Raw genomic sequence first — 14,311 nt, forward strand, 5'->3', positions numbered from 1 at the left:
CGAGCAAGAGGGTAAATTGTCAGGTCTTAAGATGCGCCAATACCATAAGGATCAAAACATCACAGACGCTAATTTTAACAAGGGGCGGTTGAATCTAGGACAATTAGAAAAGTTATACCCTCATCTTTGCCCCAGCCCAGTGCCGATTTCTATCACTCCCTTCGCCTCCCTCCAGGCCAGCCAATGGTGCAAACTGATTACCGGAGCCAGCTTTCAAGATTTACCCCAAATTCATAACCTAGCCTTGGCCTACACTCTGGCGGGGGTGGACTGTATTGATGTGGCAGCGGATCCGGGGGTGATTACAGCGGCTCTAGAAGGGATCGAATCGGCCTTACACCATAATCCTGAACTCATCCAGCCGTTTTTGATGGTGAGTTTGAATGCGGGCGAAGACCCCCATTTCCGCAAAGCCGTGTTTGATCCCCAGTCCTGCCCGAGTGATTGCCCCCGGCCCTGTGTGGGTATTTGTCCGGCCGCAGCGATTACGTTTGATCTGGCCAAATATCCAAGCCCCGGAGTGATTCGAGAACGCTGTTATGGTTGTGGGCGGTGTTTACCCGTTTGTCCCTTGGGCCATATCATCACCGAATCCCAACCGGCCCAACCCCAAATCCTCGCCCCCTATATTGAAGCTGGTCAAATTCAAGCCCTGGAGTTACATACCCGGCCGGGCGAAAAAGCAGCATTTTTAGAGTTATGGCAGCAGGTAAAGGAGTTTATTCCCCACTTAAGCGTCCTTGCGATTAGTTGTCCGGATAGTGAAGGATTACAAGAGTATTTGGCCTGGATTGTTGATTTAATTTCTCCCTTACCCTGTGCCTTAATCTGGCAAACCGATGGCCGGCCGATGAGTGGAGATATTGGTGATGGAGCGACTCGGGCCTGTGTCAAATTGGCAGAAAAAGTCCTCAGCCAACATTTACCCGGATTTGTTCAAGTCGCGGGCGGCACAAATGACCATACCGTTGCTAAACTCAGGGCATCAGGACTCCTCCGATCCCCCAGGCCTGGCGATGATCCCCCCCGCTCTGTTGCTGGAATTGCCTACGGTAGCTATGCCCGTTCCTTGTTAGCCGAGTTCCAAGTTGATGGCCTGGCCTGGTCTGAAGTTCCTGATCTACTCAATGCTGCCGTCACCGTTGCCCAGTCCCTTGTCCATCAAATAAAGACACCGGCCCACCATGGTTGAACTCGCTCCCGGACAACGCCAAGTTACCGATGATCTGCCCCAACTCCTCGACATTCTCCCCCATTATTTGCAAGCCACCCTCCGAGACCACATCCATCGTGAAGATTTACTCGAAATAGTCCTGGATTTGGGCCGCCCACCCCAGGCCCGGTTTGTCAAAGGTTCCGAAGATTTAAGTCAAACCCCGGTCTCTCGGGAAGATTTAGAATATTGCGTCCAACGGGTGGGTCAGTTTAGTGGCGATAACCGGGCCGGAATTGAACGCACCTTGCATCGAATCAGTGCCATTCGCAATCGGCAAGGAACCATTATTGGCTTAACCTGTCGGGTCGGGCGGGCGGTTTTTGGCACCATTGGCTTAATTCGAGATTTAGTGGAAAGTGAACAGTCGATATTGCTCCTCGGCCGGCCGGGGGTGGGAAAAACCACAGCCTTACGAGAAATGGCCCGAGTCCTTGCCGATGATCTCCACAAACGGGTGGTCATTATTGATACCTCCAATGAAATTGCCGGTGACGGTGATATTCCCCATCCCGCGTTAGGTCGCGCCCGCCGGATGCAAGTGGCCCGGCCAGAACTCCAACATCAAGTCATGATTGAGGCGGTGGAAAATCATATGCCTCAGGTGATTGTGATTGATGAAATTGGTACCGAACTCGAGGCTTTAGCGGCCCGAACCATTGCCGAACGGGGGGTACAACTGATTGGAACCGCCCACGGGAATCGCCTGGAAAACCTGATTAAAAATCCCACCCTTGCGGATTTAGTTGGGGGAATTCAGTCGGTAACATTAGGTGATGATGAAGCGCGGCGGCGGGGCACGCAAAAAAGTGTCTTAGAACGCAAAGCCCCGCCCACGTTTCCAATTGCGGTTGAAATGCTAGAGCGAGAACGCTGGGTGGTTCATGACAATGTTGCAGAAACGGTGGATCAACTCCTGCGTGGTCATACCCCCAATCCCCAAACCCGCTCGGTGAATGAAAACGGAGAAGTTGTGATCACCCAGGCCCCGCCCGAAGCCAAAAAGCTTGAAATTAAAACAGTTCCCCTAGGTAGTGAGTGGAAAGAGAGTAATTGGCGCGCCAGTGGACAAATTTACCCATTACCGGCCACCCCCTCAGAACGCAGCCGCCCGGACTACGAATTTGCCAGCCTTCTCGAACAATCCGAAACGCTCTCACCCCTTGGCCCCAATGGGGAAGAACTGCCCATCCATGTTTATCCCTATGCAGTGAGTCGGCATCACCTCGAGCAGGCAATCAACACCCTCAATTTACCGATTGTTGTTACCAAAGAAATTGACACGGCGGATGTGATTTTAACCTTGCGCTCCCACCTAAAAACCCAATCCAAACTGCGGCATCTCGCTCATTTACATCACATTCCCGTCCATACGATCAAAGCCAATAGTATGGCCCAAATTGTCCGGGGATTGCAGCATTTATTGGGGATGGAGGAACCAAGTCCGGCGGATGGGGTGAATTTAGCCTTGTTTGCGCCCACGGGTAATGATGATGAAATTGAAGCCTTGGAAGAAGCGCGCCTCGCTGTCGAGAAAATCGTCATTCCCAAAAAGCAACCCGTCGAACTTCTGCCCCGTTCTGCCAGTATTCGCCGGATTCAACATGAATTAATCGAGCATTACCGCTTGACCTCCCAAAGTTTCGGGGAAGAACCCTATCGGCGATTACGGATTTATCCGGCTTAGTTTTTGGAATAGTCGACATGATTACAACATCTACACTAAGTCAGTCGCAACTTAAAGGTGAACAACGGATCATTCTCCATGATTTGGCCTGGGATAACTATCAACAACTCCTGCAATCACTCCCCGAAACTCGGAATCTTCGCCTTGCCTATGATCGCGGCACCTTAGAAATAACAATGCCCTTAGAAGCCCATGAATTTACACGGGAATTAATCAGTCTCTTTATCCGGGTTTTAGTGACCGAAATGGGGCTGAAGCTAAAACTCTGGGATCAACTACCCTCTCCCGCCCGGATTTAGCACGCGGGGTCGAACCGGATTGTGCCTATTACATTCAAAACCAGGCTAAGGTTGTCGGTCGTACAGTAAATTTATTGCAGGATCCGCCGCCAGATTTAGTGGTTGAAGTTGACTTTAGCCATAGTGACGTGAATAAAAACCAACTCTATGCCGCCTTGGGGATCCCTGAATTTTGGCGATATAACGGTCAAGAATGGCGAATTTTTCAACTGCAAGAGGATCAGTATATTGAGAGAGAAAACAGTCCTACTTTTCCGTGGGTTGCTAAGAACGATCTTTATAACTTTTTAACCCAGGCCCAGGCGGATGAAGTGGCAGCAGAACAGGCCTGGCGAAACTTAGTCCAAAAACAGAGAGAGAGGCAAAAGTAGAGTTTTGTATCACAGGCTACATGAATAGGGGAGGAGACGGTGATAGATAGGGTATAGGTGAGAATAGTTCCACGCTAGCCGTCCATTGAGGAAAGTCTCTTGAAAAAAGTAGAAGCGATTATTCGTCCCTTTAAGCTTGACGAAGTTAAAATTGCCCTCGTAAATGCTGGAATTGTGGGGATGACCGTCTCGGAAGTGCGGGGATTTGGCCGCCAAAAAGGACAGACAGAGCGCTATCGAGGCTCGGAATATACGGTGGAATTTCTCCAAAAGCTAAAGGTTGAAATCGTCGTTGAAGATGAACAGGTGGATACTGTAGTCGAAAAAATCATTACGGCAGCCCGCACTGGCGAAATTGGCGATGGCAAAATCTTCATTACTCCGGTGGAACAGGTGGTACGGATTCGCACGGGTGAAAAAAATCAAGAAGCCGTTTAAGGGGCTTTAGTTGTCGCCAGGCCCAGAGAGTCTTTAACCATGCCAATTCGGGGCACAACGCAACTCTTGGGGGTGATTGGCTATCCCGTTAAGCATAGTCTTTCCCCCGTTATCCATAATGCTGCTTTAGAGTCCTTAGAGTTGGATTATGTTTACCTCCCCTTCTCCATTGCCCCTGGGGATTTGGAAACGGCCCTCTCTGGGATGTTAGTCATTGGTGTGCAGGGATTTAACATCACGATTCCCCACAAACAAGCGATCATTCCCTGCCTCAAGTCCGTATCTCCTCTGGTGGATCAGGTGGGGGCGGTGAATACAGTCAAGCGGGAAGCCGGGGCCTGGATTGGCACAAATACAGACGTGGCTGGGTTTCTAGCTCCCTTACAGGCCCTAAATCTCAACTGGTCAAATCAAACGGGCCTGTTATTAGGCTGTGGAGGGGCAGCGCGGGCAGTTGTGGTTGCTTGTTGGCAGTTGGGCCTGGCAGAATTAACCGTCAGCGGCCGAGATTTGGCTAAGTTACAAGCATTTCAGGCCAGTTGGCAGGATATTCTTCCCCCCGGATTTCTCAAGGTGGTTCCCTGGGAAGGCTGGGCCAAGGAACTGGCAGCGGCGGCCCTCGTGGTAAACTCAACTCCCTTAGGGATGGCCCCTGAGATGAACCATTCCCCCCTTGCGCCTAAGGATTTAGACCAACTGCCTGCTTCGGCAATTATTTATGACTTGATTTACACGCCAAACCCAACCCAATTACTGGCCTGGGGCCAAGAGCGGGGCTTAAAGACCATTGATGGCCTGGAAATGTTGATTCAGCAGGGGGCAGCGGCTTTTCAATGGTGGTTAGGACAACCGGCCCCAGTGGATGTGATGCGGGCCCAGGCCTGGGCTAGGTTATTTCCAGAAAAGTTATAGGTTCAAGTTGATCCCTATAAAAATCCCCAAGACGAGTACCATCCTGAGGAGATCAAGGAATTAAAGTTTTCTTGAAAAATTTATCTTAGTAAAGTTCTTCTTCTTGGTGAGTCAGAATTTTACAATCAGATTTTGGATAGGCAACGCAGGTTAGAACATATCCTTTTTCGATTTGATCATCATCCAAGAAGGACTGGTCAGACTGATCGACTTCACCTTCGACAATCTTACCCGCACAGGTCGAGCAGGCCCCAGCCCGGCAGGAGAAGGGTAAATCTAGGCCCTGTTCTTCTGCAACATCCAAAATGTATTCGTCATCAGGTACATCAATGGTGGTATTTAGGCCCTGAGCCTCATTGATTAATGTCACCTTATAGGTTGCCATGAAATAGTCCTCTTCTCTTACGGAAACGGCGTTAGAGCAAGCTCTACTCTGCCCTAAATGATTAGGGGGCAAAATGCTCCATCTCTGATACTAGGGGAAAATCTCCATTTTGGTAGAGATGGTCTGGGTTGTTTCCCAATGGTTTTTGCAAAGGGTTCCATTAGATATATTCAATTTACTTATCTATCTGTACCGGAGACGCTCCTAATGGCGGTGGCGAGCGAGACGGCGATTAAATTCATAACTCATCTGCTCAAAAATGTCCCGCTGCAACCAAGGATAGTCACTCACCCACAGACGGTGGCGCGGCAGATAAATATCACTAATTTTCTCAATATCCTCTAGGTTGGCGCGACGGGAGAGAACAATGATCTCGGCTTGATCTCCAGGCCGGATGACTCGATGTTGAGGGCTGAGGCGGGCCTGGAGTTTGGTCTCAAAGCCTGTTTCATCGCCAATTTCTAAATTCAAGCGTCTTTCTCGCTTTTCAACGATTACCAATTCTCCCCGTTGATCCACGGATTCTTCTTTCCCAATTAATTCTTCCGTGACATAAACGGACAAAACTTCCCCTTGCCAAAACCCACTGTAGGGATAGCGGCGATAGACCTGATTCCGGAAACTGGCAGATACCGCTGGCCACCACAACCAATACAAACCGGCCACCAAGCCAGCCACCAGTTGCACCCCATGGCCAACGTAACTGAGGGGAAACCAGACCGCAGCGACCCCCACCACGGAAAAAATCAATCGCCGCAGAAAGTCGGGAATCTTCCCCCAAACATGACGATATTGCCGACCCGTGGCCACAGCCGGGATGAGTTGTTCAAATTTTTGGCGGGTGAGGGGTTTGAGCATGAAGCTAGAAAGGGGGAAGGGTCTGCCTCAATCTTAAAATCCCTAGGGTCATTTCATCGGGGCAACGGTGCTTTTTTAGGGTCAAGAGGTTGTCGGGGGACTAGGGGACGGAGAGGTTGATGGCTGCGGTTCCGGACTAGGCGTTGGCTGTGGTGCATCGGCATTAGACCCGGCCTGGAGTTGGGATTGAACTTGGCGGTGGGCATAAACCCCTTCATAGCCATAGCGATTATAGTTCTGCTGCTGAACAAGGTTTTCCAGGTATCGTAGCCGCTCCGGGGTGGCAGGATGGGTTGCAAACCAAGGTACAACCGTATTCCGTCCCCGATATTCCTGGTTGAGGAGATAGGTGAAATTAATCAAACCATCGGCCGCATAGCCACTCCGAGCCAGAATTCTGGTGCCAACAATATCCGCTTGACGCTCCATATCTCGACTAAAACTCGTCACCGTCACCCCCGCCACATAGCCCCCAGCCGGAATCAAGCGAGCGATATTTAGGGCAGCAGTCCCTTGGGTTGCCAGTTGAAAGCCGTGGGACAAGACCGTGTGGGCAATTTCATGGCCTAAGAGTCCCGCTAACTCCGCCTCAGAATTAGATTTGAGGATTGCGCCAGAATTCACAAACACCTTGCCGCCAGGGAGAGCAAAGGCATTGAGTTGCGGATCATTAACCACAAAAAACTCATAATCAAATTCTGAACGCCCAGCGAGTCGAGCCAGTTTTTGGCCCAAATTATTGATGTAGCTCACCACCTCAGGCTGTTCTACAAGCTTAAGTTGGCGCGTCAGTTGTTTAACGGCGGCTTCCCCAATGGCAGATTCTCCCTGCATGACCAGCATCATGGTTTGTAACGTACTCAGGGACATAAATGGGCTACCTGTGACGGCAATTCCCACAGCTCCCGTGATCGCGCTGGCAATCAGACCCTCTTGAATTTTTCCTTGGAGGTTGCGTCGAAATCGTTGCATCCGTTCATCAGCAAGGGTACTAAACTCGCCGGCCTGGGGATGATTTGGGTTGACCACGAGAAATTGACGCGCCGTTAAAGCCGATTCGAGCCATTCTTTCCGTTGATCGTGGGCCAAAATTAGGGCGCGGGTAATGTCGGCCTGGTCGGGGTAGAGCGTGGCGGCCCGTTCCAAGATGGCTAGGGCCTGGCGAGGATTGCCTTGGGCTTCAAGATACTCGGCAAGTTTAAGGTGGGCGGGAATGAACTGGGGATAGGTTTCAACGAGGAGTTGCAGGGGAACGACTTTAGCACTGTAGAGTTGTCCTTCTGAACCCGCTAGGGCTTCGCGCCAGTACACTTGTCCGGCTGGGGGGAGCTGTCCAGGATTTTGAATCGGGGGAGATAAGGGAGGCGGACTGGCAAAATTACCTTTGGCTTGCCGATAAAGCTGAGTGGCTCCAGAGATATCTCCGGCTAAGTACAGTTTGTCTCCCTCCGCCAACAAATCATAGCGGGATTGATGATAGGTCTCAGCATCAGAGGTGGCCGCAGCGGGAACCGGATCACGGTCTAAGTTCGGGTGGCTGGCTGGGGGCATATCTGCGGGAGGTAGCCCGGACTCAAGAGAACTGGGTGGGGTGGGAGAGGGTTTGAGATCCTTAGCCGAGCCCTCGAGTGGAATCAATTGGGCTGTCATCAGGCGCGCTGGGTTGAGCACTGAGATTGGGTTGGCCTGGCTTGTGCCGGTAAATAGCAACGTTGCCAGGAATAGGGCAAGGAATCTACCCCAGGGGGAACGTTGGGGCCTGGTTAGGAATTGGGGAAAGCGGATTTGATAACGCAATTGCGATGCCCTAACCTTTGGCGTGGCTCCAATATCAAGGAAATACAGGTTGATTCAGGAGTAAATATCAAGATAGCCTTACCCAGTTCTAGCATCGGTCTAGAGCGAATCGCAGCATCTCGGGCTGATGAGTACTGGCCGTCCCAAACTGGAACAAGCGGTGTAACACTATATCGAATCATGGAATGCAGTCAAAACTAGCGCATTCCTGGGCACGGATTCATCTTGACTGCCTTCCTGGTTAGTGCCCTACCGTTGCCGACTGGCTTGGGTGGGTAAGGGAGCGGGTTGAACGGCAATACTCATGCTTTGACCCTGCCGCCGGACACTTAATTCTAAGGTCGAACCCACAGAGGAATCTTCTACCACCTGTTGAACTTGATCTGCTTTGGTAACGGACTGACCATTGATGCTTTGGATCACATCACCGGCCTGGAGACCAGAGCGGGCGGCAGGGGAGTTAGGAATGACTTGGAAAATCAAGACCCCTTTATCATCCTGGACACGCACAGGGCTGTTGGGCGCACTATTTATCTGATCGCGCATTTCAGGGGTGAGACTAGCCATGCGAATGCCTAAGAAGGGATGCTCAACCTTGCCATTAGCAATCAACTGGTTGGCAATCCGCTGGGCTGTTTTAATGGGAATCGCAAATCCCAGGCCCTGCGCGCCCCCAATAATTGCGGTATTCATCCCAATCACTTCCCCCTGTTGATTCAGGAGCGGGCCACCAGAGTTCCCAGGATTGATGGCTGCATCCGTCTGAATAAAGCCAACCCGTTTATCTGGAACACCCACATCCCCACTGCTGCGTCCGGTTGCACTGATAATGCCAGCGGTGACGGTATTGTCTAGCCCCAAGGGATTTCCAATGGCAATGGCCCATTCCCCAGGCCGGAGTTGATCCGAATCCCCAATCCGGGAGATAGGCAGGTTTTCGGCTTCAATTTTTACGACTGCTACATCTGTAACCGTATCTTGCCCGAGGACTTTCCCTTCATAGTTGCGCCCATCCTTTAGTGTGACCGTCACCCGATCCGCTCCATCAATCACATGAGCATTGGTGAGAATTACACCATCGGAGCTAATGATAAACCCAGAACCCGTGCCCCGCTCTACCCGTGTTGGGGGTTGATTTTGACGAGGTGCCCCAAAGAACTCTTGGAAAAAGGGATCGTTAAACACGCGAGGAGTACGGGCTTGAACCGTGCGAGAGGAATCAATCCGCACCACAGATGGGCCAACTTTTTCAACCGCCTGAGCAATAAAGTTAATATCACCAGTCCCAGTAATTGGGGCAGAGAGTTGCGCGACAGAGGGTTGCACCAGGCCACTGCGAGATGGCAAAAATTGTCCCGTGAACAAAGTAGCGGTCGCGCCCAGGGCCATAAAGGAAAGGCAGGTAATGGAGCGATTGAAAACAGGGTGAGTTGCCATAGTTATTCGCAAAGGAAAGGAATAGTTGATCGAATTACTGAGACTTGACGCAAAGCTGATGGTGTTGGTTCCCAGCCGAGAGATCTACCCACTTGTATTGATAATTACTTCCCTGAGACTACTAGAATAAGAATATTATTGCCCTAGACTTGTAGATTCCTGAAAAATTGTCTGCTTTTCCTTTATTGATGCCTGCCCTAAAACCAGTGAGTCGCTCAGCTAAAGTTAGACGATTTCCCTGGGGGGCTTTTTGTGCTGTGGTTTTAGCCTATCTGACCCTGGGGTTAAATTTGGCGAATGGTAATCCTGGCTGGAGTTTTTGGGAGCATTGCCTGGCTTCGATTTTGATTGTTATTTTGATCTTGGGCTTAGGGAATATTCTTCATACTTGGGGCCGGGGAAATTTGTTGCGCTTGGTTCAACTTGGGCCCCGTAGTGTCTTTACAATGTTTTATCTGAGTTCAATCGTTACCTTAGCCGTAGTTTCTCCCCTGGTTTTTGCCTTGATCGGGATAATTGGCTCGACAGATACACTTTTACGCTTGGAAATGCGCGCCGTTGGTTATTCCCTGGCCCAAGTGTTTTTTGTTTTAATTCCCCTTGGCCTGGGCGGGATGTTACTTGGGTGGCTTTGTCATTACTTGATATCAACTAATAGTTTGGGACTGTTACTGAATGGCTAAGTGCTTATCCTGGTTTTCTATTAAATTGCCCCCTTCCCAAAGATCAGGTCATGGCCTAGACTGTCAGGCAATGGTTAGGGGTTGTGCTTTGCTTTTGACCAGATTCCGCTCAGGAGAAATGCCCTATGTTGCATCGTAAGCTCTACCAACTGTACACAGATGGCCAGGAGATTGGGGTATATCTGCGAGACCAACAACGCCTGATTGATCGGGCTCAGATTGTGGAAATTGAGGGAGATTTAGTCACCCTTCGCTATGAGACAGATGAAGAGGATGAGGTTTGCTCTTGGGAAGAAATGGTGCGCCTAGAAAGTATTGGGGCGATTACCCGCAAATTAGCCTCTGTACCCCGTGGCTTTTCTGATCCTTTGGTCTCTGAGGATTGCCCAGAAGCCGAGCAACTACCTAAGCCTTCCCCAGAGGTCAATCCCGATTAGGTTCAACTCTGGAACAAGTTGGCCTCAGATATCTAGGGCGAGCATTCTCAAGGGCTGAAGGGTTTTGCCCCCTTTTCCTTGCAACAAGACTCGCAATCCTCCCAGGCCCAGAGGGTCAATTAACTGTTGCAGGGCAGCCCGGCGGCGGAGGGCGTGATTGATGTCACCGGAGGTTTGGTTATTTTGCCGCAAACGCTCAGCCAATCCCAGGGACATTAACCAAGGGGCCTGATGGGTCAAAATCAGTGATCTTAAGCCCTGTTGCTCTCCCCAGCGTTCTAGGGTTGTGAAATCCACATGGGCGGTTAAATCCTGTTGTCCGAGATGGATATAGGGATTGTTGTGATGTCGGTGTTGGTAATAGGCTTGTAAGGTGCCATCGCTGCGGTTCGGGTGGTAATAGGTCGTTGCTGGGTAGCCGTAGTCAATAGTCAGAACAAACCCCTGGGCTAAGCGGTGCGCGACTGCAGTTAACCAATCGAGGGCGGCTAAATTCACTTCGGTGCGATACCCGTCTGGATAGGGTGGGGTTGTCAAATTCAAGCCAAGAAATTCAAAATAAGTGGCCAGGCCTGGGGTGGAGAGGGGGCCAAGTTCTTCTGTTAGTTGATTGTGGGACTCATTGAGTCGGACATAGATTTCCTGAAGTTCTCCCTGTTGCCAACAAACCCGGTGGACAGGCAAGGCATCGACTAATTCATTGGATAAAAAACAGCCCACCACAGACTCTAGAGGGATATCCCCCCAATCCCGCCAGATAGCTCGATCAATCTCTGCCCAATTCCTGAGTTGATTTTTTTGGGTTTCCCGTAGCCTCTCGGAGCGTTCAATAATCACATAGCTCAAGGCCTGGTAAAAGTCGGGATACTCAGCCTGACAAAACCGCAAAATATCAGCCGCCAAAACCCCTTGCCCTGCTCCCATTTCCACAACTGTAAATAATGCGGGTTGGGCTAAGGCTTGCCACATCTGAACCAACTGGACGGCCACTAATTCGCCAAAGTCCGGGCTAAGGTGCGGTGATGTCAAGTAATCCCCAGTTTTGCCCATTGGGGCCGAGTCGCGGTTGTAATAGCCAAATGTGGGATCGTAGAGAACCCGCTCCATAAATTCCGCAAAGGTAACCCGTTGGTCTGGGGCAGAGAGCAAGGCCTGGGATAGAAAATCTGGCAGGGGTTTGGAGTTCACTTAAGGAGATAAATGCCCATTGGGGAGAGTGGTGGCTTTCAGGGTGGCCTGGGAAAGGGTGGTTTGAGTCAGGATTGCCCCCCGCAGATTAGCCCGGCTCAGGTTGGCGCCTCGGAGTTGGACAGTCACTAACCGAGCATTGACTAAATTGGCTTCAATGAGCTTTGCTCCCCCCAGGTTCACGTTGGTCAAGGAAACATTGTTTAAAGTTGCCCCGCTGAAGTCAATGCCCCTTAAATCCACATCCGCAAGGCTGACTCCACTTAGATCAATTCTTTGAAAATCACGTTTTCCCTGGCCATAGGCTTGCACCAAATCAGTGGCTTTCTTCTGATTCAGCACAAAGGGCGCGTAACGCTCTAGGAAGTTGGGTTTAGCGGGGCCTGGGGTAGAACTGGGATTGGACATAAAAAAGCGAAAAAAAACAAATTTATGGTGAATTTTCCCCAATTCCTATTCTAGGGACTGATGATGATGATCCCGCTCTTCTGCCATAGAATTCCTAAATCTCACCACCACAGCCTACTCTTCCCTTAACCTAGGTGGACGGCTAGGGCCAAGAGTCTTAGGGATGGATTTTGCTTAAAATTGCTTTGAGTCCTTTGCGAACTTGTTGTCCGACAGTTGTCACCAAGGTGGGGCCAGGTTCGGGGAGAGGAGAAATTTCTGCCATGAGCGTGTAGTAGTCGTCTAACAGTTGATGCTCTTGGGGAGAAACAACGTCATCGGCAATTAAGAGCGTGCCAATATCCACGAGGAGTTTTTGTCGTTCGGTGGCGGTAGAGTCGGGGAGATAGGTGGCGATCAACTCTTCCGTGATGGCTAGAGGTACAGGGGCAGCTAAGAGTGACTGTAATTCGGAGTCTTCTTGCAGGTGATATTGGCTTAAGAGTTTTTGGAGATAGCTTACTTCTGTGGGTTGAAGACTGCCATCTGCCCAGGCCGCACCAATAATAATGGCGATTATTTGCCGGAGATAGGGTTGAGGATAGTTCATAGGAGCGGATGACTAGAGTGCAGGAGCGCAATGAGGATGATCACAGGGCAACTATTCCTTATGATGGGGGATACGGCGGCCTTGAGGAACATTTGTGAACATTAACTCGCTGTATGTCAGCCCCAGTTTGCGCTTTTGGTTGACCCTAATTTTGGTGGTCTGGGCCTTGGGGGCGTTGGGCCTGGGCTGGCTGGTTAAGTCCTTTGTGATTTTGTTGGTGATCCTGGCCGTGACTCCGATTCTGATCGTGATTGGTTTGCGGTTCTGGTTAAGACAAAACCTAATCCAGGCCCCCTGCCCAGTGTGTGGTTTTGAATTTGCCAGCCTCGTTAATAGTAAAACCCGCTGCCCTAATTGTGGTGAAGCTGTGGACGTTGAGAATCGCCAATTTGTGCGGCAAACACCGCCGGGAACCATTGATGTGGCTGCGGTTGAGGTGCGCTCCCAGGCCCTAGAGGATTAAACAAACCCCGTCAAGGTGGGAGAGGTCAAACCCAATGCTACATGGATTGTTGTGGTTACCGCTGTTATTAGTCTTCTTTGGCCTGGCTGGCCTGGGGTGGCATGAATGGCAAAAGTTACAGGCCTATGAACGTTGGTCCAAGGATTTTGAGACCGCCAAATATGATGTCCGAGCCGTTTTAGGCCTAAATCAAACCCAATTAACCTGGGGCAAACCCACTCGCCGTGGCCCTGACAACCTACAGATTATTGATCTTAGCCAAATCCAAATAGTGCAAGTCTGGGTTGATCACCAGCCCATTACCCTCACTGATCCACCTGCCCCGGCCCACCAGATTGAGCTAGTTTTAATCCCTCAGGATGGTTCTAACAACCTGGGGCAACCCTACGCGATTCCCTTTACCGACATTACCCTAGCGGTGAACTGGGCAGCACATTTGCAAAAGCGTTTACGGATGGGGACAGACCCTGGCCTGGGAACTCCTCTCTCCCTAAACCCTTCATAACTGGTAGTGCATCCCCGATCCATGCAGACTTTACCCTTACGTTGCGGCTCATCCCTAATGTCCAAATCACTGAAGCGTCTTGCTTGCGGTTTCGGGTTATTGACCATCTTCGGCCTAAGTGGGTTGACCACGACCGCCCAGGCCCAAGTCATTGCTCCTAGTCCGACAACAACCCTTAGCAATAGCCAACTCAGTAGTTATGCCCAGGCCGTACTAGCCATTGAACCGATTCGCCTGAAGTATTATCGCCAGGCCCAGAAAATGTTTTCCGGTCAAGTCCCCCGCAATAGCTGCTTAGCCGAGCCGAAAAATCTCGCTTCCCCCCGCCTAGATAATCTCTGTAGCCAATATTTCAATGAATCCACGCAAATTCTCAAAAAATATGACCTCACCCCCGAGGAATTTAACAACATTACCCAACAAATTCACGCTAATCCTGGTCTCTACCAACGCGTTCAATATGAAATGATGCGCCTGCAAAAGAAATAAGCATCCTCCCAAACTGCCCAGGCCCAAAGCTTTTAAGATTCTCCCTATCACCATCAGCAGGGGATCCCTAAATCCGTTAGACTAAATTCTGCTAGATTCGGGACAGCATGATCTGGGTAATGCCTGGCCGGGTGATCTAGCTTGTTGGATGA

At 50.6% G+C, this 14,311-nt stretch carries 18 protein-coding genes; 11 read left to right on the forward strand and 7 right to left on the reverse strand.

The window, feature by feature from the left end; translation table 11 throughout:
- The first annotated feature begins 31 nt into the window (after window positions 1-31).
- The 6 genes from ldpA to SYN6312_RS01705 all read left to right on the forward strand — a co-directional run bounded on the left by ldpA (window position 32) and on the right by SYN6312_RS01705 (window position 4,920).
- On the forward strand, window positions 32-1,192 hold the full coding sequence (gene ldpA, locus SYN6312_RS01685; protein WP_015123126.1) for a circadian clock protein LdpA: 1,161 nt from the start codon (window positions 32-34) through the stop codon (window positions 1,190-1,192).
- Complete coding sequence (locus SYN6312_RS01690) at window positions 1,185-2,900, forward strand: R3H domain-containing nucleic acid-binding protein (protein ID WP_015123127.1); 1,716 nt, start codon at window positions 1,185-1,187, stop codon at window positions 2,898-2,900. The genes ldpA and SYN6312_RS01690 overlap by 8 nt, the downstream gene beginning before the upstream one ends.
- A gap of 17 nt (window positions 2,901-2,917) precedes the next feature.
- Complete coding sequence (locus tag SYN6312_RS20885) at window positions 2,918-3,199, forward strand: hypothetical protein (RefSeq protein WP_371257385.1); 282 nt, start codon at window positions 2,918-2,920, stop codon at window positions 3,197-3,199.
- Window positions 3,166-3,570 carry a Uma2 family endonuclease gene (locus SYN6312_RS20890; RefSeq protein ID WP_371257390.1) on the forward strand — a complete coding sequence of 135 codons (405 nt, stop codon included), beginning with the start codon at window positions 3,166-3,168 and terminating at the stop codon, window positions 3,568-3,570. The genes SYN6312_RS20885 and SYN6312_RS20890 overlap by 34 nt, the downstream gene beginning before the upstream one ends.
- Before the next feature lie 99 nt (window positions 3,571-3,669).
- Complete coding sequence (locus SYN6312_RS01700) at window positions 3,670-4,008, forward strand: P-II family nitrogen regulator (protein WP_015123128.1); 339 nt, start codon at window positions 3,670-3,672, stop codon at window positions 4,006-4,008.
- Between the two features lie 39 nt (window positions 4,009-4,047).
- Window positions 4,048-4,920: a shikimate dehydrogenase gene (locus tag SYN6312_RS01705; RefSeq protein WP_015123129.1), complete on the forward strand. Its 873-nt coding sequence runs from the start codon at window positions 4,048-4,050 to the stop codon at window positions 4,918-4,920.
- An 85-nt stretch (window positions 4,921-5,005) separates the two neighbouring features.
- On the opposite strand, the gene SYN6312_RS01710 is transcribed toward SYN6312_RS01705, so the two are convergent.
- The 4 genes from SYN6312_RS01710 to SYN6312_RS01725 form a co-directional block, all read right to left on the reverse strand.
- Window positions 5,006-5,305, reverse strand: a complete 300-nt coding sequence (locus SYN6312_RS01710; RefSeq protein WP_015123130.1) for a ferredoxin — start codon at window positions 5,303-5,305, stop codon at window positions 5,006-5,008.
- 204 nt (window positions 5,306-5,509) lie between these two features.
- A complete protein-coding gene (locus SYN6312_RS01715) occupies window positions 5,510-6,163 on the reverse strand; it encodes a hypothetical protein (RefSeq protein ID WP_015123131.1) in 654 nt (217 codons plus the stop codon).
- 81 nt (window positions 6,164-6,244) lie between these two features.
- Entirely contained in the window at window positions 6,245-7,801 is a 1,557-nt protein-coding gene (locus SYN6312_RS01720; protein WP_172636030.1) for a M48 family metallopeptidase, read from the reverse strand.
- A gap of 408 nt (window positions 7,802-8,209) precedes the next feature.
- Window positions 8,210-9,397, reverse strand: coding sequence for an HhoA/HhoB/HtrA family serine endopeptidase (locus SYN6312_RS01725; protein WP_015123133.1), 1,188 nt, complete (start codon window positions 9,395-9,397; stop codon window positions 8,210-8,212).
- A gap of 188 nt (window positions 9,398-9,585) precedes the next feature.
- Between SYN6312_RS01725 and SYN6312_RS01730 the strand changes: the two genes are divergently transcribed.
- Window positions 9,586-10,080 carry a hypothetical protein gene (locus SYN6312_RS01730; RefSeq protein WP_015123134.1) on the forward strand — a complete coding sequence of 165 codons (495 nt, stop codon included), beginning with the start codon at window positions 9,586-9,588 and terminating at the stop codon, window positions 10,078-10,080.
- Between the two features lie 125 nt (window positions 10,081-10,205).
- Window positions 10,206-10,517 (forward strand): DUF6679 family protein, encoded by a 312-nt coding sequence (locus SYN6312_RS01735; RefSeq protein ID WP_015123135.1) that lies wholly within the window; start codon window positions 10,206-10,208, stop codon window positions 10,515-10,517.
- A 24-nt stretch (window positions 10,518-10,541) separates the two neighbouring features.
- Here the strand turns inward: SYN6312_RS01735 and SYN6312_RS01740 are convergent, their stop codons facing one another.
- From SYN6312_RS01740 to SYN6312_RS01750, 3 genes are all read right to left on the reverse strand, one after another.
- Window positions 10,542-11,705 carry a class I SAM-dependent methyltransferase gene (locus SYN6312_RS01740; protein ID WP_015123136.1) on the reverse strand — a complete coding sequence of 388 codons (1,164 nt, stop codon included), beginning with the start codon at window positions 11,703-11,705 and terminating at the stop codon, window positions 10,542-10,544.
- Window positions 11,706-12,113, reverse strand: a complete 408-nt coding sequence (locus SYN6312_RS01745; protein ID WP_015123137.1) for a pentapeptide repeat-containing protein — start codon at window positions 12,111-12,113, stop codon at window positions 11,706-11,708. It lies immediately after the preceding gene.
- A gap of 157 nt (window positions 12,114-12,270) precedes the next feature.
- Window positions 12,271-12,702, reverse strand: a complete 432-nt coding sequence (locus SYN6312_RS01750) for a TerB family tellurite resistance protein (RefSeq protein WP_015123138.1) — start codon at window positions 12,700-12,702, stop codon at window positions 12,271-12,273.
- A gap of 94 nt (window positions 12,703-12,796) precedes the next feature.
- Between SYN6312_RS01750 and SYN6312_RS01755 the strand changes: the two genes are divergently transcribed.
- The 3 genes from SYN6312_RS01755 to SYN6312_RS01765 are packed head-to-tail and all read left to right on the forward strand — an operon-like array spanning window position 12,797 to window position 14,159.
- Window positions 12,797-13,165 carry a hypothetical protein gene (locus tag SYN6312_RS01755; protein ID WP_015123139.1) on the forward strand — a complete coding sequence of 123 codons (369 nt, stop codon included), beginning with the start codon at window positions 12,797-12,799 and terminating at the stop codon, window positions 13,163-13,165.
- A gap of 34 nt (window positions 13,166-13,199) precedes the next feature.
- Complete coding sequence (locus SYN6312_RS01760; protein WP_015123140.1) at window positions 13,200-13,670, forward strand: hypothetical protein; 471 nt, start codon at window positions 13,200-13,202, stop codon at window positions 13,668-13,670.
- 57 nt (window positions 13,671-13,727) lie between these two features.
- A complete protein-coding gene (locus SYN6312_RS01765) occupies window positions 13,728-14,159 on the forward strand; it encodes a DUF4168 domain-containing protein (RefSeq protein ID WP_172636031.1) in 432 nt (143 codons plus the stop codon).
- The last annotated feature ends 152 nt before the right edge of the window (window positions 14,160-14,311 follow it).

It is taken from the genome of Synechococcus sp. PCC 6312 (genome assembly GCF_000316685.1).
Classification (GTDB): Bacteria; Cyanobacteriota; Cyanobacteriia; order Thermosynechococcales; family Thermosynechococcaceae; genus Pseudocalidococcus.